Origin of the sequence: Rhizobium acaciae (genome assembly GCF_025941625.1) — a bacterium.
GTDB lineage: Bacteria > Pseudomonadota > Alphaproteobacteria > Rhizobiales > Rhizobiaceae > Rhizobium > Rhizobium acaciae.
In genome coordinates this window covers 92388-115347 of record NZ_JAPCZO010000025.1, presented here as the reverse complement: position 1 = coordinate 115347, position 22960 = coordinate 92388, and the positions used below count along the sequence as shown (strand labels likewise).

General features: G+C 62.5%; 22 protein-coding genes and 1 pseudogene. 8 read left to right on the top strand and 15 right to left on the bottom strand.

Annotated elements, in window-relative coordinates; genetic code table 11:
- Window positions 1-694, top strand: a 694-nt coding sequence (locus OLZ32_RS31385; RefSeq protein ID WP_264424320.1) for an electron transfer flavoprotein-ubiquinone oxidoreductase, incomplete at its 5' end; no start/stop codon positions are given.
- Between the two features lie 136 nt (window positions 695-830).
- A complete protein-coding gene (locus OLZ32_RS31380; protein WP_017990864.1) occupies window positions 831-1445 on the top strand; it encodes a L,D-transpeptidase in 615 nt (204 codons plus the stop codon).
- A gap of 98 nt (window positions 1446-1543) precedes the next feature.
- On the opposite strand, the gene OLZ32_RS31375 is transcribed toward OLZ32_RS31380, so the two are convergent.
- Window positions 1544-2449: a DMT family transporter gene (locus tag OLZ32_RS31375; RefSeq protein ID WP_003546823.1), complete on the bottom strand. Its 906-nt coding sequence runs from the start codon at window positions 2447-2449 to the stop codon at window positions 1544-1546.
- Window positions 2450-2594: 145 nt separating this feature from the next.
- On the opposite strand from OLZ32_RS31375, the gene OLZ32_RS31370 reads away from it, so the two are divergent.
- Window positions 2595-3068, top strand: coding sequence for an Lrp/AsnC family transcriptional regulator (locus OLZ32_RS31370; protein ID WP_264424318.1), 474 nt, complete (start codon window positions 2595-2597; stop codon window positions 3066-3068).
- Between the two features lie 23 nt (window positions 3069-3091).
- Here OLZ32_RS31370 and mgtE read toward each other — a convergent pair whose 3' ends face one another.
- Entirely contained in the window at window positions 3092-4465 is a 1374-nt protein-coding gene (mgtE, locus tag OLZ32_RS31365) for a magnesium transporter (RefSeq protein ID WP_221997414.1), read from the bottom strand.
- A gap of 295 nt (window positions 4466-4760) precedes the next feature.
- Window positions 4761-5774, bottom strand: a complete 1014-nt coding sequence (locus OLZ32_RS31360) for a zinc-binding alcohol dehydrogenase family protein (RefSeq protein ID WP_264399730.1) — start codon at window positions 5772-5774, stop codon at window positions 4761-4763.
- A gap of 103 nt (window positions 5775-5877) precedes the next feature.
- Here OLZ32_RS31360 and OLZ32_RS31355 point away from each other — a divergent pair, with 103 nt between their 5' ends.
- A complete protein-coding gene (locus OLZ32_RS31355) occupies window positions 5878-6282 on the top strand; it encodes a winged helix-turn-helix transcriptional regulator (protein ID WP_003546832.1) in 405 nt (134 codons plus the stop codon).
- On the opposite strand, the gene OLZ32_RS31350 is transcribed toward OLZ32_RS31355, so the two are convergent.
- Window positions 6241-7467 carry an MFS transporter gene (locus OLZ32_RS31350; protein ID WP_003546836.1) on the bottom strand — a complete coding sequence of 409 codons (1227 nt, stop codon included), beginning with the start codon at window positions 7465-7467 and terminating at the stop codon, window positions 6241-6243. The two genes, OLZ32_RS31355 and OLZ32_RS31350, sit on opposite strands and share 42 nt — an antisense overlap.
- Window positions 7468-7768: 301 nt before the next feature.
- Here OLZ32_RS31350 and OLZ32_RS31345 point away from each other — a divergent pair, with 301 nt between their 5' ends.
- Window positions 7769-8713, top strand: a complete 945-nt coding sequence (locus OLZ32_RS31345; RefSeq protein WP_003546837.1) for a diacylglycerol/lipid kinase family protein — start codon at window positions 7769-7771, stop codon at window positions 8711-8713.
- 35 nt (window positions 8714-8748) lie between these two features.
- Here the strand turns inward: OLZ32_RS31345 and OLZ32_RS31340 are convergent, their stop codons facing one another.
- Complete coding sequence (locus OLZ32_RS31340) at window positions 8749-10101, bottom strand: glutamine synthetase family protein (RefSeq protein WP_264424325.1); 1353 nt, start codon at window positions 10099-10101, stop codon at window positions 8749-8751.
- Between the two features lie 82 nt (window positions 10102-10183).
- On the opposite strand from OLZ32_RS31340, the pseudogene OLZ32_RS31335 reads away from it, so the two are divergent.
- Window positions 10184-11548 (top strand): annotated as a pseudogene (locus OLZ32_RS31335) (aspartate aminotransferase family protein); the annotation flags it as partial.
- Window positions 11549-11557: 9 nt separating this feature from the next.
- On the opposite strand, the gene OLZ32_RS31330 reads toward OLZ32_RS31335, so the two are convergent.
- From OLZ32_RS31330 to OLZ32_RS31315, 4 genes are all read right to left on the bottom strand, one after another.
- Window positions 11558-13045 carry an ArnT family glycosyltransferase gene (locus OLZ32_RS31330; RefSeq protein WP_264424316.1) on the bottom strand — a complete coding sequence of 496 codons (1488 nt, stop codon included), beginning with the start codon at window positions 13043-13045 and terminating at the stop codon, window positions 11558-11560.
- A gap of 1 nt (window position 13046) precedes the next feature.
- Window positions 13047-14546 carry a glycosyltransferase family 39 protein gene (locus OLZ32_RS31325; RefSeq protein WP_264424313.1) on the bottom strand — a complete coding sequence of 500 codons (1500 nt, stop codon included), beginning with the start codon at window positions 14544-14546 and terminating at the stop codon, window positions 13047-13049.
- A 12-nt stretch (window positions 14547-14558) separates the two neighbouring features.
- Complete coding sequence (locus OLZ32_RS31320; RefSeq protein WP_003546851.1) at window positions 14559-15575, bottom strand: glycosyltransferase family 2 protein; 1017 nt, start codon at window positions 15573-15575, stop codon at window positions 14559-14561.
- A gap of 137 nt (window positions 15576-15712) precedes the next feature.
- Window positions 15713-17206, bottom strand: a complete 1494-nt coding sequence (locus OLZ32_RS31315) for an ArnT family glycosyltransferase (protein ID WP_264424311.1) — start codon at window positions 17204-17206, stop codon at window positions 15713-15715.
- 173 nt (window positions 17207-17379) lie between these two features.
- Between OLZ32_RS31315 and OLZ32_RS31310 the strand changes: the two genes are divergently transcribed.
- Window positions 17380-18342, top strand: coding sequence for a lysylphosphatidylglycerol synthase domain-containing protein (locus tag OLZ32_RS31310; protein ID WP_003546855.1), 963 nt, complete (start codon window positions 17380-17382; stop codon window positions 18340-18342).
- Here the strand turns inward: OLZ32_RS31310 and OLZ32_RS31305 are convergent.
- The 4 genes from OLZ32_RS31305 to OLZ32_RS31290 are packed head-to-tail and all read right to left on the bottom strand — an operon-like array spanning window position 18310 to window position 20649.
- Window positions 18310-19551, bottom strand: a complete 1242-nt coding sequence (locus OLZ32_RS31305) for an RNA polymerase sigma factor (RefSeq protein ID WP_017990875.1) — start codon at window positions 19549-19551, stop codon at window positions 18310-18312. The genes OLZ32_RS31310 and OLZ32_RS31305 overlap by 33 nt on opposite strands.
- A 9-nt stretch (window positions 19552-19560) precedes the next feature.
- Window positions 19561-19920, bottom strand: coding sequence for a YciI family protein (locus OLZ32_RS31300; protein WP_003546865.1), 360 nt, complete (start codon window positions 19918-19920; stop codon window positions 19561-19563).
- Window positions 19921-19922: 2 nt separating this feature from the next.
- The gene (locus tag OLZ32_RS31295; protein ID WP_003546866.1) at window positions 19923-20282 is read right to left on the bottom strand and encodes a YciI family protein; all 360 of its coding nucleotides are present in this window, start codon (window positions 20280-20282) and stop codon (window positions 19923-19925) included.
- 10 nt (window positions 20283-20292) lie between these two features.
- Window positions 20293-20649, bottom strand: coding sequence for a YciI family protein (locus OLZ32_RS31290; protein WP_017990876.1), 357 nt, complete (start codon window positions 20647-20649; stop codon window positions 20293-20295).
- Between the two features lie 152 nt (window positions 20650-20801).
- Between OLZ32_RS31290 and OLZ32_RS31285 the strand changes: the two genes are divergently transcribed.
- Window positions 20802-21020, top strand: coding sequence for a hypothetical protein (locus OLZ32_RS31285; protein ID WP_264399737.1), 219 nt, complete (start codon window positions 20802-20804; stop codon window positions 21018-21020).
- Between the two features lie 9 nt (window positions 21021-21029).
- Here the strand turns inward: OLZ32_RS31285 and OLZ32_RS31280 are convergent, their stop codons facing one another.
- Entirely contained in the window at window positions 21030-22532 is a 1503-nt protein-coding gene (locus OLZ32_RS31280; protein ID WP_264399738.1) for an AMP nucleosidase, read from the bottom strand.
- A gap of 172 nt (window positions 22533-22704) precedes the next feature.
- The gene (locus tag OLZ32_RS31275; RefSeq protein ID WP_003546872.1) at window positions 22705-22884 is read right to left on the bottom strand and encodes a hypothetical protein; all 180 of its coding nucleotides are present in this window, start codon (window positions 22882-22884) and stop codon (window positions 22705-22707) included.
- Window positions 22885-22960 lie beyond the last annotated feature (76 nt).

Sequence of the window (22960 nt, the reverse complement as noted above, 5' to 3'; positions counted from 1 at the left end):
AGCGCTGATCGGCTGTTCGGCCGGTCTCGTCAACGTGCCGCGCATCAAGGGCAGCCACAATGCGGTGCTGTCGGGCATGCTGGCGGCCGAAAAGATCGCCGCCGCGATTGTATCAGGCCGCAGCCATGACGAAGTGGTCGAGATCGAGAATGAATGGCGCAAGGGCGATATCGGCAAGGATTTGAAGCGTGTGCGCAACGTCAAGCCGCTGTGGTCGAAGTTCGGCACCGCGCTCGGCGTGGCGCTCGGCGGCTTCGACATGTGGACCAACACGCTGCTCGGCTTTTCCGTCTTCGGCACGCTGAAACATGGCAAGACCGATGCTGAGAGCCTGGAGCCGGCGTCGCAGCACAAGCCGATCGCCTATCCGAAGCCCGATGGCGTCTTGACCTTTGATCGCCTGTCCTCGGTGTTCCTGTCGAACACCAATCACGAGGAAGACCAGCCGGTGCATCTGCAGGTCAAGGATATGACCCTGCAGAAGTCGTCCGAGCATGACATCTATGCCGGTCCGTCGACGCGTTACTGTCCGGCCGGCGTCTATGAATGGGTGGAGAAGGACGGCAAGGACGTCTTTGTCATCAACGCCCAGAACTGCGTGCACTGCAAGACCTGCGACATCAAGGATCCCAACCAGAACATCAACTGGGTGCCGCCGCAGGGCGGCGAGGGGCCCGTCTATCCGAATATGTGAGGCGAATTGTCCTCGCCGCCGACAATTCTTACGCGCTGACGCCTTCGTGATCGCCTCCTGCCGGAGGCTGTTAGCCGTTCGTTAACCATAATTTCCTTAGCTTGCGACATCAAGTTGACGCACTAAGGACACATTCATGACGATCTCCCGCCGGGGCTTTCTGATCGCTCTGCCGCTTTTCGTGGCCGGCTGCTCTTCGACCGGTCTGAACAGCCAGACCAATTATGCCGCACTTCCGGACGAAAAATTCCCGTTGAAGCAGGTGCCGATCGACAAGATCAAGCCGGAGCTCCGCCGTCAGGAAGTGGCTTACGAAACCACGCATGCTGCCGGCACCGTGATCGTCGATACACCCGCGCGCCGCGCCTATTACGTTCTCGGCGGCGGCAGGGCGATGCGTTATGGCGTCGGTGTCGGCCGCGAGGGGCTAGCCTTTGCCGGTAACGCCTATATCGGCCGCAAAGCCGAGTGGCCGAGCTGGACACCCACCGAAAACATGCAGCGCCGCGAAGAGCGCTATCGCAAGCTCGCCGGCGGCATGCCGGGCGGCCCGAACAACCCGCTCGGTGCGCGGGCGATGTATCTCTTTCGCGGCGGCAACGACACGCATTTTCGCATTCATGGCACCAACCAGCCGCAATCGATCGGTCTTGCCATGTCGAGCGGCTGTGTCCGCATGATGAACCACGACGTGATCGACCTCTATAGCCGCGTCGAAGTCGGCGCCAGGGTCGTCGTCATCCAGGCCTGACGTGTCCGTCCCAAGCTCGATAACGACGCCCTCTCCATTGAAAAAGCCGCCGCAGCGATGGCTGCAGGCGGCTTTCCATCTGCTGTTGGTGTTGGATTTCAGCGGCGTGGCGTGGCGATACCCGTCGAAAGCGCCACACCGATGCCGGTGATCACGGCGGCGCTGATTTCCGTCATGCCGATCGCTTCGCCAAGCAGCAAGCCGCCGCCAAGCGTCGCGAGCACCGGCGTCAGCGCCGTGAAGGCGGCAGCCTGTGTTCCGCCGAGTGTTCTGACGGCGGTGCCGTAGGCGACCATGGCGACGAGGCCGGAAAGAACGCCTTGGCTCAGCACCTGCAGGCCGATCTCCGGGAGCGTAGCCTGTGGCAGCGAGACGCCGAAGATGAGGGCAAGCGCGCCCATGATCAGGAAGGACCAGACGGCGATCAGGGCGCTCGCCTCTACGGCTGTCAGACCGGAGCGGCGGAAGGCATGCGTATAGCTTGCCCAGAGAATGGCGCCGGCCGGCAGCAGCACGAAGCTCGTCCATGGCAGCGAGGCGTCCGCAAGGCTGCGCGTGAGCAGGATCAGCACGCCGGCGACGATCGCAACGAGGCCCGCGATGCGGGTGTTGTCCGGTCTTTCGCGAAACAGCACAATGCCGATCAGCGCCGCGGCGAGCGGCATTGAGCCGCCGAGCAGAATCCCCGAAGAGGCGGCCGGCGTCGAATGGATTGCGAGCGTCGTCAGCAGGAAGAAGACGGCGCCGGAACCGGACACCATGATCGCCAGCAGGTGAAGCGGCAGGGCCTTCGGCAGCAGCCCTGTCTTCAGCCAGACGGGCGAAAGCACCAGCGCCGGAATTCCGAAGCGGATCAGCCCGATATCGATCGAGCCGAGCGGCGTTGCGGCGCTGTGGCGGGTGACGAGAAACCATGTCGCCCAGATCAGCACGGTAATGGTGCCGCCGGCATAACCCAGCACCTGCGACGGCGACTTGTCGTTTGTAAATGCAATGGTGGTCATCGTCTCAATCCTTTCTTCCGTCCGGAGTCTGTCCGGTTGAAGAAAAGATTAGCGCCAGAGGCCAAGGCATGTCCTTGCTATCTATGGCTCTAAAATCTTGCTATACGCAATCTTCTGCCAATTGACACCGAAAGCTATCTCGAAAATGCCAAATCTCGATAAATTCGATATCGCCATCCTGAAGTGCCTGCAGGAGGATGCGCGCGCCACAAATGTCGAGATCGCCGAGAAGGTGAATCTTTCGCCGTCGCCCTGCCTGCGCCGCATCCGCAATCTCGAACGCTCCGGCATCATCCGCGGCTACAGGGCGGATATCGACCGCAAGGAGGTTGGTCTCGGCCTCACCGTCTTCGTCGAATTCAAGGTCGTCCATCACAGCCGCGAGAATTCCGAGGCGCAGCGGAAGGCGCTGCTCGCCATCCCCGAGATCGTCTCGTGCTTCCTGATTTCGGGTACCGCCGATTTCCTCGCCGAGGTGGTGGTGGAAGATCTCGCCGCCTATGAACGGCTTCTGACCGAAACGCTGTTGACCCTGCCGAATGTCAGCGACATCCGCTCGAACTTCGCCATCCGCAGCATCAAGACGCATGGGCCTTTGAAGCTGCCCGAGGGGAAATAATTCCCCTCGGGCTTGCTTGCGGGTTAGAGCAGCGTCCCGCTGAGGATGAGCAGCGCCACCGAGAAGTAGATGACGAGCCCGGTGACGTCGACCAGTGTGGCGACGAAGGGGGCCGAGGCGCTGGCCGGATCGAGCCGGAGCTTCTGCAGCACGAAGGGCAGCATCGAGCCGCAGATAGAGCCGAAGGTGACGATCCCGATCAGGGCGGCAAACACCGTGAAGGCGACCATCTGCCAGTGCGGGCCGTAATCGTAGAGCCCGGCCGACTGCCAGAAGACGATGCGGATGAAGCCGACCAGGCCGAGGATCGCGCCGAGCACGATGCCCGTCGGCAGTTCGCGCAAAAGCACCTTCCACCAGTCCGAGAGCTTCAGCTCGCCGAGCGCCAGCGCCCGGATGATCAGCGAGGTCGCCTGCGAACCGGAATTGCCGCCCGAACTCATGATCAGCGGGATGAACAACGTCAGCACCACGGCCTTTTCCAGCTCGCCTTCGAAATGCTGCATGGCGCTTGCCGTCAGCATCTCGCCGAGGAACAGAGCTGCGAGCCAGCCGGCGCGCTTGCGGATCATGCCGGCGAAGCTGATCTTCATGTAGGGCTGGCCGAGTGCCTCCATGCCGCCGAACCTCTGGGCCGCTTCCGTCGTGTCTGAGATCATCGTGTCGATCACGTCGTCGACGGTGACGATGCCGAGCATCTGCCCCTGTTCGTCGGTGACGGGCAGGGCGAGCAGGTCGTGTTTGCGGATCAGCCGGGCGACATCCTCCTGCTTCATCAGCGGATCGGCCGAAACCGGTGCGCCCTTCTGTGCCACAGAGAGGATCGAAGCGTCCGGCTCGCCGGTGATGAGACGACGCAGCGTCACCACATGCAGCAGCGCATGGCTGACCTCGTCGAGCACATAGATGGCGTAGACGGTTTCGCGCGAGCGTTCGACCTGGCGCACATGGTCGAGTGTGCGGGCGACGGTCCAGCTGTCAGGCACGCTGACGAACTCCGTCGTCATGATGCCGCCGGCCGTGCGCGGCGGATAGCCCATCAGGTGCTGGATCGCGATGCGCACCGGTTCGTCGAGGCTGGAGAACAGCCGGGCGCGGGTCTCGCCGTCGAGTTCGAGCAGCACGTCGGCGACGCGGTCGTTCGACATGCCGTGCAGCAGCCGTGCGGCATCCTCGGCGCTGATCAGCGCAAGGATCTGTGCGGCGTTGCGAAGCTCCGGCCGGTCGAGAATGTTGACCGCATAGTCGAGCGGCATGCCGGTCAGCACCCGCCCGGCGTCCTGGATGCTCAGCGCGTTCAATGATTCGACGCGTTCGGCGATCGTTGCGCCGCGGCTGTTGTTGATGAAGGCACGGGCGGCATGGCCTGCCCGAAGAGGGAAGCGATTGATATTCATTTGAGGCTCGCCTTTCCGTCGATCCGCCGTAGCGTCCGATCGGGCGAGCCGACAGGAGTCGGTCAGCGCACGAGGGTCGCGTACGGCAAAGGCAATCGACTGCTACTGTCGCTTGGCATCGTTATGATGGCTCCGTTGAAATCCGCGGCTGACGAGTGTCATCCACGTGAATGCTAGGTGGTCCCGGACGCGGAAAAAGTCAAGCGGGATAAATGCTTAACGCCAGAATGCCGCACCCCTCGATGCGGCATTCCAGGCGGGTATGGTTTGTAGACCTTGCTGGCCCGAAGCGGTCTCAGAATCCTGCAAGCACCGCTTTGCCCCTCATCCTGCCGCTTTCGACCATGGCATGCGCCGTCTTGAGGTTTGACGCATTGATCGGCCCGACGATCTCTGAAAGCGTGGTGCGGATCGTTCCGGCGTCGACGAGCTCGGAAATCTTGTTCAGCAGTTTGTGCTGCTCGATCATGTCAGGCGTGCCGTAGAGCGGGCGGGTGAACATCAGCTCCCAATGAACAGAGACGGCCTTGCGCTTGAAGGGCACGATGTCGAGCGTCTTCGGATCGTCGATCAATGCGAAGCGGCCTTGCGGCGCAATCGCTTCGACGATGTCGCCGATATGGCTGTCGGTATTGGTGGTCGAGAATATGAATCCCGGCGCGCCGATGCCAAGCGCTGCCACCTGCGGCGCGATCGGCCTGGAATGGTCGACGACATGATGCGCGCCGAGTTCCTTCACCCAGTCCTGCGTTTCCGGCCGCGAGGCCGTGGCAATCACCGTCAGGTCGGTCAATACCCGGGCGATCTGAATGGCGATCGAGCCGACGCCGCCGGCTCCGCCGATGATCAGGATGGAGCGTCCCGCTCCCGAAACCGCGTCCTGCACCTTCAGCCGGTCGAACAGCGCTTCGTAGGCCGTAATCGAGGTCAGCGGCAGGGCGGCCGCGGCCGCGAAATCGAGGCTCTTCGGTTTGGCGCCGACGATGCGCTCGTCGACGAGATGGAATTCGGCATTGCTGCCCGGGCGGCTGATAACCCCGGAGTAGAACACCTCGTCGCCGGGCTTGAACAGCGTGACATCGGCGCCGACGGCTTTGACGATGCCGGCGGCATCCCAGCCGAGCACCTTGAGTTCGTCCGCGGGCGGTGCGGAATGGGCGCGCACCTTGACGTCGACGGGATTGACCGAAACGGCTTTGATCTCGATGAGCAGATCGTGGCCCCCAGCCTCCGGCATCGGCAGCTCGACATCGATAAGCGAGGTTTCGGCGGAGATCGGTTGGGGCGTTTTATAGGCGACGGCGCGCATGGGAAACTCCTGTGTTCGTTGCACGGAAGCTAGATGCGCACTATGATCTGACAACGCAAGAATGCACAAATTCTGTACGTAGTACCCAAAAGGATACTGTAAAATGTCATTGCCGCGCGCCAAGCTCGTCAAGAATTTCCCCGGCTGCCCGGTCGAAGCGACGCTGACTTACCTCGACGGGAAGTGGAAGGGCGTGATCCTGTTTCATCTGATGCAGGGAACCCTGCGCTTCAACGAATTGCGGCGTAAGCTGCCGGCCGTGACCCAGCGCATGCTGACCAAGCAGCTGCGTGAATTGGAAGAGTCCGGCCTGGTATCACGCACCGTCTATCCGGTCGTGCCGCCGAGGGTCGAATATGCAATGACGCCGCTCGGCATGACGCTGAAGCCCGTCATCCAGGCATTGGCCGCCTGGGGTGACGATTATGTCTTCTGCAGTCCGGAAGGCCGCGAACTGCGCTTGGCCTCAGACGGCCTGCGCGCTCCGGTCGCGGCGCTCGAGGCGTAGCGAGGCTGCAAAGACGAAGAGGCCGAGGAAGGACAGCGCCGCGCCGACATAACCGGTCGCCGCAAAACCGTAACCCCCGGCGATGACGAGGCCGCCGAGCCAGGCGCCGATCGCATTGGCGATGTTGAAGGCGGAATGGTTGGACGCGGCCGCAAGCGTCTGCGCGTCGGCGGCGACATCCATTAGCCGCGTCTGCAGCGCCGGGCCGGCGGCAAAACCGCAGCCGACGAGGAAGACGGAGAGACCGAGCAAATAAGGATTGGCGGCGGTCAGCGAGAAGGTGGTCAGCACGACGATATTATAGATCAGCGACCCGCCGATCGTGCCGAGCAGCGATTTGTCGGCGAGCCACGAGCCGATGAAATTGCCCGCATTCATGCCGACGCCGAAGAGGACCAGCATGATCGGAACGGCTGTCTCCGGCAGCAACGCCACCTCAGTCGTTGTCGAGGCGATATAGCTGAACATCGCGAACATGCCGCCGTAACCGACGGCGGCAATGCCAAGCGTCAGCCACACCTGCGGCCGGCGGAAGGCGCCGAGTTCGCGCAGGAAGCCCGCTTCCGCGGAAACCCTGTCCTTCGGAACGTAGAACCAGATCAGCGCCACCGTCAGCAGGCCGAGCACGCCGACCGAGAAAAACGCCACCTGCCAGTCGAGCGACTGGCCGAAGAAGGTCGTCAACGGCGTGCCGAGAAGTGTCGCAACGGTCAGGCCGAGCATGACGCGGCCAACGGCACGGGCGCGGCGATGCACCGGCACCATCGAGGCGGCGACAAGGGCCGCGACGCCGAAATAGGCGCCATGCGGCAGGCCGCTGACGAAGCGCAGCAGCGTGAAGCTTTCGAATGTCGGCGCCATGGCGCTCGATATATTGCCGGCGGCAAAGATCAGCATCAGGGTCAAAAGCAGCGTGCGGCGCGCCATCTTCGCGGCGAGCACAGCAATAACAGGTGCGCCGACGACGACGCCGAGCGCATAGGCGCTGATGACGTAACCGGCTTGCGGCGTCGTGACCGAGAAGGTTTCGGCAACATTGGGCAGCAATCCCATGATCGCGAATTCGCCGGTGCCGATGCCGAAGCCGCCGCAGGCGAGCGCCAGCTGGACCAACGCCACGGTCATTGCCGACGGCAGCTCTTCATCCCGGCTATCGACGGAAACATTGACGGCAATCTCACTCACGAGAGCTCCTCGATGCGGTTTTCTGCTTGGCAATGACCCCTGGCGCAAGTGCAGCCGCGAGCACATCGTAAAATGGCGGGAAGTGGGAGACCTGTGTCTCCGGTACTTCATCTATCCCTAGCGTTCAGGCTGCCGTCGAGTGCATTTTTTGCAGTGCAGCGTCCTGCTATGTGCATACGTATATTGCAATTTTTGCATTTCTGCCCTTCGTCAGGAAAGAAGGTTGCGCTTGAAATCGGCGATACCGCAACCATCTCAGGGGCAAGGCAGGAGCATTTCCGCGCCAGGGACGGGAGCTCTTATGAAGCTTGTAGGCTTTTTCAATCGCGACGGCGGGACCTTCAAGACCACCGACATGCTGGCCTATGAAAAAAGGGCGGAGGCGGCTTTCCGCGAAGCGGGGCACGATTTCGACGCCATCGTCTTCTCAGGAAAGGAAATCATTCCTGCCATGGAGCGGGCCGCCAAGCGCGACGATATCGACGGCATCGTCGCCGGCGGCGGCGACGGCACGATTTCGGCGGCGGCATCGATCGCCTGGAAGAACGGAATTGCGCTCGGCGTCGTGCCAGCCGGCACGATGAACCTCTTTGCTCGATCGCTGCGTGTGCCGCTCGATATCTGGCAGGCGCTCGATGTGCTTGCCTCCGGCGAGATCGACAACGTCGATATCGCCAGCGCCAACGGCCGGCCCTTCATCCACCAGTTTTCCGCCGGCCTGCATGCCCGCATGGTGCGCTACCGCAACGGCTACAGCTATCGTTCCCGGTTGGGCAAGATACGGGCGAGCACGAAGGCGGCTTTGGGCGTCATCTTCAATCCGCCGGAGTTCGAGGTCGAGTTCGAGGCTGCCGGCATGCGCGAGCGCCGCAGGGTGTCGGCGATCTCAGTCTCCAACAATCCCTTCGGCGAGAACGCGCTGCTTTACGCCGATAATTTGACAAGCGGCGAACTCGGCTTCTACACGGCAAATCCGCTGAAGCCTCTCGGGGTCGCCCGTCTCGCCATCGACATGCTGCGCGGCAAGGTCCGCGAGAATGCCGATGTTATGGTGATGCACCCGGCCGAAGTGCACCTGCATTTCCCCAAACTGCGCTCCAAGGCCAATTGCGTCATGGACGGCGAACTGCTGCCGCTCGAACGCGACGTCTCGATCCGGCTGCATCCGGGCGAATTGAAGGTTCTCGTCAAGCAGGGTCTCGCCGCTCAAGTGAATGCGGACGAACGCCGCGAGCCCGCTGCATAAGTCGGCCCGCTGCGTAAGTCGGCTGCCGCGTAATTTCAGAGCCGCGGCAGATAGGTGCGGTAGTCGAAATCCGAGACTGTGCGCAGATGCGCAAGCGCTTCCTTGCGCTTGGTATTGCCGTAGAGCGCCTGATAACGCGCGCCGAAGATATCGGAGATGAAGGGCGAGGTGCGGAAGGTGTCGACGGCGCTGAGGAAATCATGCGTCAGCCGCGCCGTATTCGCAGGTATGTGCGAGGGCGTCGTCTCCTCGCCGGGGTCGAGCTCGCCATCGAGACCGGCGAGCATGCCGCCGAGGATCGCTGCCAGCAGCAGATAGGGATTGGCGTCGGCGCCCGCGACGCGATGTTCGATGCGTGCGGCCGGGCCATCCTTGTCGGGAATGCGGATCGCCGTGCCGCGATGGCCGCTTCCCCAGGTCAGATCGACAGGCGCGAACGAGCCCGGCTGGAAGCGCCGGTAGGAATTGGCGAAGGGGGCGAAGATCAGCTGCGCCTCGCGCATGGAGTCGAGCAGGCCTGATATCACCGATTTGAGCAGCTTCGGTTCGCCGCCCTTGGCATCGAGGATGTTGCGGCCTTGCCCGTCGATGATGCTCGCATGCACATGCAGGCCGGAGCCGGCATGTTCGGAATAGGGCTTGGCCATGCAGGTCGATTTCAGCCCGTGCCGGCGCGCCGCCTGTTCGGCGATGCGCTTGAGATAGAGGCAATCGTCGGCGGCTGCCAGCGCATCCGCGCGGTGCAGCAGGTTGACCTCGAACTGGCCCGGACCGAATTCCGCCGTCGTCGCATCCGCCGGCAGGTCCTGCGCCTTCGCATAGGCCCTCAGGGTCTGCAAATAGCCATCGAGCGCGTCGACGGCGCTCATGTCGTAGAGCTGGAAACCGTTCGGTTCGCCGCGATAGGTCAGGCTTTCGGGCGGGCAGGGGCGTCCGGTCTCGCGCCAGTCTCCGGACATCACGTAAAATTCCAGCTCGGTGGCCACGACGGGCGTCAGCCCGCGCGCCGTATAGCGCTCGACCACCGAAGCGAGGATGGCACGCGGATCCATGAAACTCGGGCTGCCGTCGAATTCGTGCATGGTGGCGAGCACCTGCATCGAGCCCTCAGGCGCCCAGGGCATCGGTGCCAGGCTGCGCCGGTCGGGGATGACCTTGCCGTCGGGATCGCCGATCGTCAGCGACAGGGCGGTGATATCGTCATTATCGTCGCCCCAGATGTCGAGCGATTGCGTCGAGGTCGGCAGGCGGATGTCGCCGGCCCAGACCTTGTCTTCGATGCCAGGCGGAAGCTGCTTGCCACGCAGGTCGCCGTTCATGCCGACGATCAGGACCTCGAAACGCGGGTCACCGTTATCGGCCTTGCCGTCCATCCTGTCGCTTGCCATGACCTTGAAAATCCTCCGGGACAAGGCCAAGCTCCTATCTCATCGACATCAGCCTTTCAATCCGCGAGGGTCTTTACCAATCATGCCCGATACTTACCCACCCTCGAACCTTGCCGCGATCGACGCCGCGCACCATCTGCATCCCTTCGCCGACATGAAGAAGCTGAATGCCGAGGGCGCGCGTATCATCCAGCGCGGCGAGGGCGTCTACATCTTCGACAATCACGGCAGGAAATATCTCGATGGTTTCGCCGGCCTCTGGTGCGTCAATATTGGCTATGGTCGCCGCGAGATTGCCGATGCCGCCACCAGGCAGATGAATGAGCTGCCCTATTACAACACCTTCTTCGGCACGACCTCGACGCCGGCGACGCTGCTTGCGCAGAAGGTCACTTCCCATGCCGGCGAGCGGTTCAACCATATCTTCTTCACCGGCTCCGGCTCGGAGGCGAACGACACCTGGTTCCGCATGGCCCGGGTCTACTGGAGCGCCATCGGCAAGCCGTCGAAGAAGATCGTCATATCGAGGAAGAACGGCTATCACGGTTCGACGGTCGCCGGCGCCAGCCTCGGCGGCATGAAATACATGCATGAGCAGGGCGACCTGCCGATCCCGGGCATCGTCCATATCGGCCAGCCCTATTGGTACGGCGAGGGCGGCGATCTCGCGCCCGCCGAATTCGGTCTCAAGATTGCCCGCGAACTCGAAGCGAAGATCGACGAACTCGGCGAGGAGAATGTCGCCGCCTTCGTCGCCGAGCCGGTACAGGGGGCTGCCGGCGTCATCATCCCGCCCGAGACCTACTGGCCGGAGATCGACCGCATCTGCAAGGCGCGCAATATCCTGCTGGTGACCGACGAGGTGATCTGCGGTTTCGGCCGTCTGGGCGCCTGGTTCGGCCACCAGTATTTCGGCGTCGAACCCGATCTGGCGCCGATCGCCAAGGGGCTTTCCTCCGGCTATCTGCCGATCGGCGGCGTGCTCGTCAGCGACCGCATCGCCGATGTGCTGATCAACGAGGTCGGCGACTTCAACCACGGTTTCACCTATTCCGGCCACCCGGTCTGCGCTGCCGCAGCCCTCGAAAACCTGCGCATCATCGAAGAGGAAAGACTGGTCGAACGCGTGCGCGACGATATCGGCCCCCATTTCGGCAAGGCCTGGGCAGCGCTGGCAGACCATGATCTGGTCGGCGAAGCCGTCAGCATCGGCCTGATGGGCGGCCTGCAGCTTGCCGCCGAGAAGAGCACGCGTACCCGCTATGCCAAGCCCGATCAGGTCGGTGCGCTGGTGCGCAACCACGCGCTGGCGAACGGTCTGGTGCTGCGCGCCACCGGCGACCGCATGCTCGCCTCGCCGCCTCTCGTCATCAGCCACGCCGAGGTGGACGAGATGGCGAGGATTACCAGGCTGGCGCTGGATTTGGCCTGGAAGGAGCTGAAATCCTGTTGCCGCTCAGCCCGGCTGGTTGACCCAGGCATAGCCGAAACGGTAGCTGTCGTCACCGCGCCCATAGACATAGGGCACGTCGATCACTGACGCCTGCGGTGCGGACATGCCGAGATTGGTCTGCAGCCATTTCGCCATGGCCGGTGGAAGCGCTTCGCTTCCCCCCTTCTGCGGGAGTAGCCACACCAGGAGAAGCGGTCGCCGGCCGGTAAGATTGGGGTTGAAACCGGGATAATCTATGGAGAGGACCGGCACGCCGGGAATATCCTGCCTGAGGTTTCCGGCGAGCAGGCTGTCGTCGGCAAGGATCGCCGCCGGTTCGGCTTGTCTGCGCAGGATGTCCAGCATGCCGGTATAGGGCCTGTTCAGCCGCTCGTAATGACCGGTAAAGCGCGCAGTCGCAACGCTCCCGTAAAGGGCCGCCGGCACGCCGATCATGATGACGGCGAGGACGGGCATAAAACGCCGGAACGCTCTGTCTGTCGTGACGCCTGCTGCCTCGATCTTCAGGCAGAAATAGAGCGGCAGGATGAAGAGCATCGGCACCAGCCAGCGATCCTTGATGCCGGCCGCGCCGCCGAAGACGATCAGAAGCAGAATGCCGGCGAGGAAGACGAGCAGCATCCGCTCGAGAAGCCGCGTCCATTCCGAGCCGGAGCCGAGCGCCGGACGAAGGCTCTTGCCGAAGGCGATCGCGAACACCGCCACGGTCAATGCAGCAAAGCTGATGGTGGCGAGGGCCAGCGAACCGACACCCATGGCGACCTGCGTGAGATAGCTCGCATCGCCGCTCGCGGTCATCTTCTCCAGCGTGCGTGCGGTGGCGAAATCGAGATTATCCTTCAGCCAGAAGAGATGCGGCAGGGTGATGACGAGCGCCACCACCGCCGTCAGGACCAGCCGCCAGTCGAAGATCCGCGGCCGCAGGCGCGCATCCGAAAGGGCGGCAATTAGGGCTGCTGCCGGCAGGATCGCGAAATTATATTTGGCAAGCAGGCCGAAACCGATGCCGATGCCTGCGATCAGATAGGAGGCAAGGCTCGGCTGCTTCAGGCTGCGGATGAAGCCGTAGAAGAAGATGCTGGCCGAGAAGAACACCGCAACCGTGTGCGTCAGGTCGCGCTGCATTTCGAAAGCCATCTGCGGGATCGTCAGCAGCCCGAGCGTGGCGATCGCCACCCTTGCCTTGTCACGCAGCACGAGCCGCGCGGTCAGGCCGTAGAGCAGATAGGAAATAAAGAGCAGAAGGTTCTTCACGATGGAAAGGGCGGTCAGAGAGACGCCGGCAAACTGGAAGACGGTGTATTGCAGCCAGTTGTAGAAGGGCGGCTGCGGGCCGTAGCCGGCGGCAAGCCATTGCGAGCGGAAGGCCTGTTCGGCCTCGTCGAGATCGAGCGAATGCGAGGTTGCGAGCCGCACGCCGACCTGAAGCGCGAAATAGGCGGCCAGCAGGGCGAATATCCAACTGATGTCGCGACGGCTGCTCTCGGTCATCCTATCTGGTCTCCGGTCGAACCCAGGCGTAGCCGAGCGCGAAATTGTCGCCCTGGCGGCCGAAATAATAAGGAAGCGACAGCGAGCCGATCTCCTGCAGCGCGATATCAGCCGCCGTCAGCGCCGAAGAGAACCGCTCCGGCATGACCGCATCGGCAGCCGTCGCCGTCTTCTTGCCGCGCCAGACGATCAACACCGGCCCCTTGGCCTCGGCATAGGCCGGAATGCCCGGTGCCGGAAAATCCGGGATCACCACCGGCACACCGGGAAATTGCAGCCGCATGTTTCCGCCGATATAGGTGTCGGAAGCGATCACCAGCGCCGGCTCCGCCTGTCGCGTCATCTCGCGTGAAAAACCCGCCATCGGCACATTCGGCCGGCTGTAAGTGCCTATCAGCCCGGCACCGACGACGCGGAAGCCGAGTGCGATCAGCACGCAGGCCATCAGCACCGGCAGCACTGGCTGGAAGCGGCGCAGCCCGGCGGAAAGGTCGAGCCCGGCGGCCTGCATCTTCGCCAGGAAATAGATCGGCAGCACCAGCAGGAAGGGGTCGAGCCAGCGCTCGCGAACAGTCGTCGAGCCGGTGAGCAGCACGATCAGAACGATGCCGGCAAGACTTGCGAGCATCATCCGCTCCATCATCCCAGTCCAGCGGCTGCCGGCCGAAAGCGCCCGGACAAAATCCCGGCGGAAGGTGGCGGCAAAGATTACCACCGGCAGCGCCGCAAAGGCGATGATGGCGACGAGAAAGGCGAGAAAGCCTTTGCCGATCCGCACGGCGCCGGCGGGTTCGCTGCCGGCGGCCATCTTGACCAGAGTGTCGGAGGAGGCGAATGCGAGATTGCCCTGCAGCCAGATCGCGTGCGGCAGGACGATGACCAGCGCAACAGCGATCGCGGCCAGCATGCGCCAGTCGAGCGCCCGGCGCCGCCATTCGGCATCGGGCAGGATGGCGATCAAGGCGACGACAGGCATCAGCGCGAAATTATATTTCGAGATCAGCCCGATGCCGGTCGCAAGCCCGAGCAGCAGGTAGCTCGCCATATCGGGTCGGTCGAGCGTGCGGAAGAAGCCGTAGAGAAACAGCGAACTGGCAAAGAGCAGCGCCGTCGTGTGGGTCAGATCCTGCTGGGCCATGTAGGAGACCTGGGGCAGGGTGATCAGCGCCAGCATGCCGACGGCGGCAAGCGCCTCGTCCTTCAGCGCGCGCCGCCCGGCAAGGCCATAGAAGAGATAGGATAGGAAGAGCAGGATGTTTTTCGGAACGATCAGCGCGCCGATCGACATGCCCGTCACCGAAACGACGGCATACTGCATCCAGTTGTAGAAGGGCGGCTGCGGGCCGTAGCCGGCCAGCAGGTATTGCGAGAAGAAGGATTGCTCGGCCTCGTCGAGCTCCAGCGAATGCGGAAGCGCGATGCGCAGCGCGATGTTGAGCACGAAATAGGCTGCAAGCAGCAGGCCCGCGGTTCTGATAGTCCTCGTCGCGCGCTCCAGCATCGTGCTGCCGGCTTAGGCTTGGCTTTGATCGTCGAAGATCTGCCGCACGATATAATTCGGAGAGGCATCGTCGCGGTAATAGGTGCGCGCGATCATTTCCGCCAGGATGCCGGTGGTGATCATCTGTACCGACGACAGCAGCAGTACCACGCCGACCATCAGCATCGGTCGTGTGCCGATGTCGTTGCCCAGGATGAACTTGTCGAAGCCGAGATAGAGCAGGATCAGCATGGCGAGCGCGCCGAGGCCTAGGCCGAGCGAACCGAAGAAATGCCCCGGCCGCGCCTTGTATCGCATGAAGAACATCACCGACAGCAGATCGAGGATGACGCGGAAGGTGCGCGAAATGCCGTATTTCGAAACGCCGTGCTCGCGGGCATGGTGGGTGACGGCCATCTCGCCGATGCGCGAGCTCGGGACGACACCGGCGACCCAGGCGGGGATGAAGCGGTGCATCTCGCCCATCAGCTTCACCTGCTTGATGATCGAGGCACGGTAGATCTTCAGGCTGCAGCCGTAATCATGCAGCTTGACGCCGGTGATGCGGCCGATCAGGTAGTTGGCGCACCAGGAGGGGATCTTGCGCAGGAACAGGCCGTCCTTGCGGTTCTTGCGCCAGCCGACCAAGAGGTCGAGTTCACGCCGTTCCAGCTCGGAGACCATCGAAGGAATGTCCTTCGGGTCGTTCTGCAGGTCGCCGTCCATCGTCGCGATCAGACGGCCACGGGCGGTATCGATGCCGGCCTGCATGGCGGCAGTCTGGCCGAAGTTGCGCTGCAGCTCGACGATCCTGAGCGCTAGCCCCTCGCGTCCGACATACTTGCGGGCGTTGACCAGCGTCGCATCCGTGCTGCCGTCATCGACGAGGATCAGCTCCCAGCGATGGGGGTAGCTGACCATCGCAGCCGCGACACGCTCGACGAGCGGGCCGACGCTTTGCTCTTCGTTGAAAATGGGCACGACCAGCGACAGTTCGAGCGATTGTACCGGATCATTCGTACCGCGAATGGGCTCTACGGTTGTCTGCAACTTTCATCTCCAAAAGGCCGGACGGCCGAGCAATCTTTAATGCTGCCGCCGCACTTGCGGAAGGCTACTACATGAAGTGTCCGCCGGTTGCCAGCGGGCAATGCCGGTTTCCCGCTATCGGCCGAGCTGCGGGGGCGCTATTTCGCGCCGCCTTCCACCCAGGAGTAACCAATGGAGAAGCTGCGTTTGCCGTCACCGAAGAGATAGGGCAGCGTCAGCGTCTTCAACTCTTGCAGATGAATGCCCGATCTCACGAGGTCATTGGCGAAGCCGGGAGAGATTGTTGGATCATCTGCGGTCTCGCCGCGCCAGATAACCAGCACCGGTCCCTTCGCGTCAGCATATTCGGGAACTCCGGGTCCGGGGAAGAACGGGATCACGACGGGAACGTCGGGAAATCTCAGCCGCATGTTGCCGGCCACGAACTTGGTTCCCGCCACGATGAGAACCGGCTTGCGGGTCGCGGTCAATTCAGCCACGTAGCCGGAAAAGGGTACGTTCGTTCTCGTATAAGGGCCGATATATTGAATGCCGACGATCCGGAAAAGAAGGATCGACAGGATAACGACCATAAAGACCGGCACCACGGGCCGGAAGCGGGCAAGACCGGCGGAAAGATCGAGGTCTGCGGTTTCCAGTTTCAGGAACAGGTAGATCAGCAGGACGAGCAGGCATGGGTCGAGCCAGCGCTCGTGGATATCGCTCGCGCCGGCGAAGAGGACGACGCCGACGAAGGCGAGCAGGCTGATGACCATCATCCGCTCGATCACCCGGATCATCGGGCTGGAAGAGGAGAGCGCGCGAAAGAAGTCGCGCCGGAAGGCGGCAGCAATGAGAACGATCGGCAATGCGACGAAGCCGAGGACGGCGATGACGAGAGACAGCAGTCCTTGCCCGACGCGGGGGAGGCCGGCCGGCGCCAGGTGTTCGGCAGTCATCCGCTCCAGCGTCGGCGCAGAGGCGCTGACGAGATTGTCAGGCAGCCAGAGCGCATGCGGCAGCACGATCAAAATGGCAAGGACGGCGGCCGGCAGCAAACGCCAGTCGATGAGACGGCTGCGCCATTCCCGCTCCGGCAGCACGGCGACGAGGGCGGCAAATGGCAGGATGGCGAAATTATACTTCGAGATGAGCCCGATGCCGGTGGCGATGCCGATGAGGAGATAGCTCCCGATCGTCGGCTGGCGCAGCGTGCGGAAAAAACCGAAGAGGAAGAGCGAGGTCGCAAACAGCAGGGCAACCGTATGGGTCAATTCGCGCTGCGCCATCAGGCCGACCTGCGGCAGGGTAATCAGGCTCAGCATGGCGACCGCTGCGAGCGAACGGCTCTTCAGCACCTCGCGGGCAGCAAGCCCGTAGAAGAGATAGCAGCCGAAGAGAATGATGTTCTTCGGCACCGAGAGCACCCACATCGATATGCCGGTCACCGAAACGATGGCATATTGGATCCAGTTGTAGAAGGGCGGCTGCGGGCCGTAGCCGGCAAGCAGGTATTGCGAGTAGAAGGATTGCTCCGCCTCGTCGAGATCGAGCGTATGCGGCAAGGCGATGCGAAGCGCGATGTTCAGCAGGAAATAGCCTGCGAGAAAAATGCTTGCGCTCGTAATGCTTTTGGTAATCCGCTCCAACATCGTCTCCACGTCAAGCCGGCAAGGCGCCGTCACGGAACTCGGATCGTCGGCGTGGAAGCCTGTTCGCCGCCGCCGCCATCAACTCCGCCGTTGTGCGCAACCTTCATTTCTCCTAAAAGGCCTGGCGACGGAACCGCTGCCTATGGCGACGCCAAGCGAGGAATGCCTACTACATGAAGAGTTCGATCGTTGAAAGCCGGCAATCCTGGTTTATGCGCAATCGCATGACCGTTCTGACGGTCGTCATCGTCGCAGCCTATGGCCTCTTCATCCAATGGTTCTGGGGTTGGCCTGTCATCATCAGGCAATGGGCCGATGTCGGCGCGGGTCCGGTGATCGGTGCGCTTGTGCTGCTGACGAGCACCTATTTCCTGCGCACCTGGCGCATCTATGATTATTTCCCGAACGAGACAGCTGGCCGGTTCGCGGTCCTCTTCCGCGTCACGCAGATCCACAATCTGCTGAACATCATGCTGCCCTTCCGCGCCGGCGAGACCAGCTTTCCGCTGCTGATGCGCACCGAATTCGGCATTCCGCTGACGCGCGGAACCTCGGCGCTGTTCGTCATGCGGCTGCTCGACCTGCACGCGCTTCTGGCCGCCGCCGGCATCGGCTTTGCGATCGCTTCAGCCGATGCCGCTATTGCCTGGTCGCTCTGGACTGTCTTCCTGCTGCTGCCGGTCGCGGCCTTCGCCGCCCGCAAGCCGCTGCTGCGCCTGGCCGCCAGACTGCTGCCGAACAAGGCGCAGAAATTCGTCGCCGAGATCGAAAACGGCTTGCCGCTCGATGCCATCGCCTTTGCGCGTGCCTGGGCGATGACCATCGTCAACTGGCTGGTGAAGGTGATGGTGCTCGCATGGGCGCTCGGCCTGATGGGCGTGCTGCCGATGGCGGCAAGCTTCGGCGGCGCGCTCGGCGGCGAACTCTCCTCCGTGCTGCCGATGCATGCGCCAGGCGGCGTCGGCACTTATCCGGCCGGCATCACCGCCGGCGCCATCGCCTTGGGCGCCTCGAGCGAGCGGCTGGCCCTGGCCGCGCTGGCGCAGGCAAGCGTCAATGCCCACCTGCTGATCATCGTCTCGGCGCTGACGGGAACTGCGATCTCACTGCCGCTCGGACGCCGCGGCAAGCTCTGAAATCCGCTTTCGCAGAAACGCCTGCTCCGGCTCCTGGCGGCAGAGCGACAGCGCCGTTTGATAGGCGGCGATCGCCTCTTGCCTCCGACCGAGACGGCGCAGGAAATCGGCACGTGCCGAATGGGTAAGGTGATAGGCCTGCAGCTCCCGGCGTCCCAGAATGCTATCGACCAGTTCCAGCCCCTTTGCCGGCCCTTCCGCCATCGCAATCGCCACGGCGCGGTTGAGCTCGACGATCGGGGAGGGCTGTGCTGCCAGAAGCAGATCGTAATAAAAGGCGATCCGTCGCCAATCGGTCTCTTCGGCAGCCGGCGCCCGGGCATGTTCGGCGGCGATCGCCGCCTGCAGCGTATAGGTGCCGACCTCTCCCGCTTCCATCGCCGCGGCGAGCAGCGCCAGGCCTTCCGCAATCTTCGCATGATCCCAGAGCGAGCGGTCCTGATCGGCAAGCAGCACCAGTGATCCCTGCTCACCGCTGCGGGCGGTGCGGCGGGAATCCTGCAGCAGCATCAGCGCCAGCAGGCCGGAGACGTCGGGATGCGGCAGCAGCGCCAGAAGCAGTCGCGCCAGACGGATCGCCTCCGCGGTCAGGTCGGCGCGGACCACGTCCTCGCCCGAAGAGGCCGAATAGCCCTCGTTGAAGACGAGGTAGATGACGTGCAGCACCCGGTCGAGCCGCGGCGGCAGCGCCTCGCGGCCCGGCACCTCGTAGGGGATATTCGCCGCCCGGATCCTGCCTTTGGCGCGCACGATCCGCTGGGCCACCGTCGGCGCCGGAATGAGGAAGGCATGGGCGATCTCTTCGGTGGTCAGTCCGCAGATTTCCCTCAGCGCCATCGCCATCTGCGCATCGGCCGGGATGAGCGGATGGCAGCAGGTGAAGATCAGCCGAAGCATGTCGTCCTCGATCGGTTCCATGTCGCCGATCTCCGTTGCATCGGGCGTGTAGAGGCTGTCCTCGATATGATGCTGCGAAGCATCGAAACGTGCCCGCCGTCGCAGCGTATCGATCGCCTTGAAGCGCCCAGTGGAAACGAGCCAGGCGACTGGATTGCCAGGAATGCCGTCCGCCGGCCATGTTCGGGCGGCGGCTGCAAAGGCGTCGTGAAGCGCCTCCTCCGCCCGGTCGAAATCGCCGAGCAGACGGATCAGCGTCGCCAGCACCCGGCGCGACTGCGTTCGGTAGACTTCTTCGATGACGCTCTCCAATGAGGCACCTCAATCCGGCAGGGTCAGTATCCGCACGGGCCTCAGTTCGACCGCGCCGAAACGCGCCGACGGGATCCGCCCGGCAATCTCCCTGGCTTTCAACACATCCGGCGCCTCGATGACGTAGAAGCCGGCCAGATGCTCCTTCGTCTCGACATAGGGGCCGTCCGTGGCGGAGAGCGTGTTGTTGCGAACGCGCAGCACGGTCGCCTTGTCCGGCATCTCCAAGGCATCGGAGTGGATCATGATGCCTTCGCGGCACAGCTCCTCATCAAAAGCGAAATGCGCTTTGATAAGTTCGTCGGTTTCATCAGGCGTCAGCGTTCCGTCGGTGTCGGTGCTGTTATAAATCAGGCAAATGTAGCGCATGACTATTTCCCATCCTGGATAGCGTAAGTCGGGCGCACTTCGATCGAGCAATATTTGAGGATCGGAAAACTCGACACGATCGTCTTCGCCTCGTCGATATTCTCGGCTTCGATCAGCACAAAACCGCCGAGGTGCTCTTTGATTTCGGCAAATGGGCCATCGGTCGAAGAGACGTCGCCATTGCGCAGGCGGACCGTGATCGCTGTTGACGGGTCATGCAAAGCGAGCGCCACCAGCAGATGACCGCTCTCGCGCCAGCGATTGTCGCTGATGATGCACTCCTGGGTCAGCGCATCCCATTCGGTCTGAGGGACCAGCTTGCTTTTTTCCGTGTCGAACCAGATCTGGCATAGAAATTTCATTGGTCTCTCCTCACTTAGCTCCAAATTCGTGGATTGGCCGCACTTCGATAGCGCCGAGCTTGGCGAGCGGGATGCCCGCGGCAATGCGGATCGCTTCGTTGAGATCCTTGGCCTGGATCAGGATAAAGCCGCCGAGCGCCTCCTTCGTCTCGGCGAAGGGACCGTCCGTCACCGACGTCTCGCCATTGCGCACCCGTACGGTGACCGCCGATTTTGGTGGTTGCAACGCCTGGGCGACGATCATATGGCCGCTGTCGACGAGGTCCTTGTCATAGTTCAAGGAATTAGTATCGAGTTCGGTCTTCTCCTCTTGCGTCATGGCGTCGAGCACCCCGCCATCGAACCAGACCTGACAGAGATATTTCATCGCGGCAGCCTCCTTGCCCTGTTTCCATAAACATGGACGAACGACCTGCATGCATTTCGACAGCGCCGCGAAAAAAAATGTGCGGACGAGGTGTCGAAATCGCAAGGCAGCACTCGACAAGGCTTCATCGAAACCTGTCGAGGAGAATGGAAATGAGCATTCTTGAAATCGCTCTGGCAAGCCAGATCTGGGCACGCCGCCACGAGAAGCGTCAGTTGGTCGTACTCGACGATGCCGATGCGCTGAAGGCTCTTCTGCGCATCGCTTTCGTCGTGGTGGCCTTCACCCTGCTGATATCAGGGCTGAACCTTGCCGCCGGCAGGCCGCAGATGCTGGCCGAGGGGTCGGCGCCTATCGTGACGGGCAGATGAGGAACCGGCCTATTGGAAGGCCGTTTCGAAGAAGCTGCGCAGCTTGCGTGAATGCAGTGCCTCCTTCGGCATGGCGGCAAGCTTCTGGACGGCGCGGATGCCGATCTGCAGGTGTTGGTTGACCTGCGTGCGGTAGAAGGCCGTTGCCATGCCCGGCAGCTTCAATTCGCCGTGCAGCGGCTTGTCGGAGACGCAGAGCAGCGTGCCATAGGGCACTCGGAAGCGAAAACCGTTGGCGGCGATCGTTGCCGATTCCATGTCGAGCGCGATCGCGCGCGCCTGGGAGAGCCGCTTCACCGGCCCGCGCTGGTCGCGTAGTTCCCAGTTGCGGTTGTCGATCGTGCCGACGGTGCCGGTGCGCATGATGCGCTTCAGCTCGAAACCTTCATAGCCGGTGATTTCGGCGACGGCCGCTTCGAGCGCCACCTGCACTTCGGCCAGCGCTGGGATCGGCACCCAGACCGGCAGGTCGTCGTCGAGAACATGGTCCTCACGCATATAGGCGTGGGCGAGAACATAGTCGCCGAGCCGCTGGCTGTTGCGAAGACCGGCGCAGTGGCCGAGCATCAGCCAGGCATGCGGGCGCAGCACGGCGACATGGTCGGTGATCGTCTTGGCGTTGGAGGGGCCGACGCCGATATTGATCATGGTGATCCCGGCATGGCCCTTCTTCTTCAGATGGTAGGCCGGCATTTGCGGCAGGCGGGTGAGGGCGGAATCCGTTTCCGGCGCGTTCGAGCCGGGCAGGGTGACGACATTGCCGGGCTCGACGAAGGCGGTATAGCCGTCGCCGCCCTCCGCCATCAGCTTGCGCGCCCAGCCACAGAATTCGTCGATATAGAACTGGTAGTTGGTGAACAGCACGAAATTCTGGAAATGTTCGGCATGCGTCGCCGTATAATGCGACAGCCGGGCGAGCGAATAGTCGATGCGTTGCGCGGTAAACGGCGCAAGCGGCGAGGGCTCTCCCGGCGGCGGGATATATTCGCCGTTGGCGATCTCGTCGTCGGTGGTGTTGAGATCGGGCGTGTCGAAGATATCGCGCATCGGAACGTCGACGAAGGCGTTGGTCGATGCTTCCACATGTGCACCTTCGCCGAAGGCGAAGTGGAGCGGGATCGGCGTCGACGATTCTGAGACCACGATCGGAACATTATGGCTCTTCATCAGCAGCGCCAGCTGCTCCTTGAGGTAATGCTTGAAGAGCTTCGGCCGGGTGACGGTCGTCGTGTAGATGCCGGGTGCCGTGACATGACCGTAGGAAAGCCGCGAATCGACATGGCCGTAGCTTGTCGTCTCGATGCTGACCTGCGGATAAAATGCGCGGTAGCGCGAGGAGATCGGCGCGCCCTGCGCAAGTTCGCTGAAGCTCTCGATCAGGAACGCTGTGTTGCGCTCGTAAAGCGCTGTCAGCGTCTCGACAGCCTTGGCGGGATCATCGAAGCTCTGAGGCTGGAAAGGCGGTGGAGAGGATGTGTCGAGGGGCGACAAAAGGGAGATTCGTTTGTTCATGACGCATTATAGAGAGTTGTTCTTGACAAGCAAACGACGCGCGCCGGCGGATTCCGATTTTTTGTCCTCTTTCGCGCTTGGTGCGAATGGCTGTCGTCCAAAAGGGCGCAGCGATTTTGAGACAACGACATGCATAAATCAAAGACTTAAAGCGCATCGCGATGCGCTTTACTCACCGCACCGCAGGCGCGCAGAAGGTGCCGTTTCTCTCCAGGCAGGTATAGCTCGCCCCGAAATGCGACTGCGCGCCGCCGCCGCCATTATGCACCACGACTGCCGAAAACGTGACCGCGAAGATCGCCGCAAACAGTGTGATGATGCTAAGGCGTCTTGCCAGAATATAGTGGTTCATTGCCTTGCCCCCGATACGCAACTCTATCGTGACATGAGTTTTGCCATGCGGTGGCTGAATGAGTGCTGAGATGCCG

What these genes read in the sequence shown, in the direction of transcription:
- OLZ32_RS31375 (WP_003546823.1), bottom strand. Translation starts at nt 2,449, where the DNA reads ATGACCACCATTGCATTTACAAACGACAAGTCGCCGTCGCAGGTGCTG.
- OLZ32_RS31345 (WP_003546837.1), top strand. Translation starts at nt 7,769, where the DNA reads ATGAAGCTTGTAGGCTTTTTCAATCGCGACGGCGGGACCTTCAAGACC.
- OLZ32_RS31380 (WP_017990864.1), top strand. Translation starts at nt 831, where the DNA reads ATGACGATCTCCCGCCGGGGCTTTCTGATCGCTCTGCCGCTTTTCGTG.
- OLZ32_RS31330 (WP_264424316.1), bottom strand. Translation starts at nt 13,045, where the DNA reads ATGACCGAGAGCAGCCGTCGCGACATCAGTTGGATATTCGCCCTGCTG.
- OLZ32_RS31290 (WP_017990876.1), bottom strand. Translation starts at nt 20,649, where the DNA reads ATGAAATATCTCTGTCAGGTCTGGTTCGATGGCGGGGTGCTCGACGCC.
- OLZ32_RS31325 (WP_264424313.1), bottom strand. Translation starts at nt 14,546, where the DNA reads ATGCTGGAGCGCGCGACGAGGACTATCAGAACCGCGGGCCTGCTGCTT.
- OLZ32_RS31355 (WP_003546832.1), top strand. Translation starts at nt 5,878, where the DNA reads ATGTCATTGCCGCGCGCCAAGCTCGTCAAGAATTTCCCCGGCTGCCCG.
- OLZ32_RS31280 (WP_264399738.1), bottom strand. Translation starts at nt 22,532, where the DNA reads ATGAACAAACGAATCTCCCTTTTGTCGCCCCTCGACACATCCTCTCCA.
- OLZ32_RS31300 (WP_003546865.1), bottom strand. Translation starts at nt 19,920, where the DNA reads ATGCGCTACATTTGCCTGATTTATAACAGCACCGACACCGACGGAACG.
- OLZ32_RS31370 (WP_264424318.1), top strand. Translation starts at nt 2,595, where the DNA reads ATGCCAAATCTCGATAAATTCGATATCGCCATCCTGAAGTGCCTGCAG.
- OLZ32_RS31360 (WP_264399730.1), bottom strand. Translation starts at nt 5,774, where the DNA reads ATGCGCGCCGTCGCCTATAAAACGCCCCAACCGATCTCCGCCGAAACC.
- OLZ32_RS31340 (WP_264424325.1), bottom strand. Translation starts at nt 10,101, where the DNA reads ATGGCAAGCGACAGGATGGACGGCAAGGCCGATAACGGTGACCCGCGT.
- OLZ32_RS31295 (WP_003546866.1), bottom strand. Translation starts at nt 20,282, where the DNA reads ATGAAATTTCTATGCCAGATCTGGTTCGACACGGAAAAAAGCAAGCTG.
- OLZ32_RS31285 (WP_264399737.1), top strand. Translation starts at nt 20,802, where the DNA reads ATGAGCATTCTTGAAATCGCTCTGGCAAGCCAGATCTGGGCACGCCGC.
- OLZ32_RS31315 (WP_264424311.1), bottom strand. Translation starts at nt 17,206, where the DNA reads ATGTTGGAGCGGATTACCAAAAGCATTACGAGCGCAAGCATTTTTCTC.
- mgtE (WP_221997414.1), bottom strand. Translation starts at nt 4,465, where the DNA reads ATGAATATCAATCGCTTCCCTCTTCGGGCAGGCCATGCCGCCCGTGCC.
- OLZ32_RS31310 (WP_003546855.1), top strand. Translation starts at nt 17,380, where the DNA reads ATGAAGAGTTCGATCGTTGAAAGCCGGCAATCCTGGTTTATGCGCAAT.
- OLZ32_RS31275 (WP_003546872.1), bottom strand. Translation starts at nt 22,884, where the DNA reads ATGAACCACTATATTCTGGCAAGACGCCTTAGCATCATCACACTGTTT.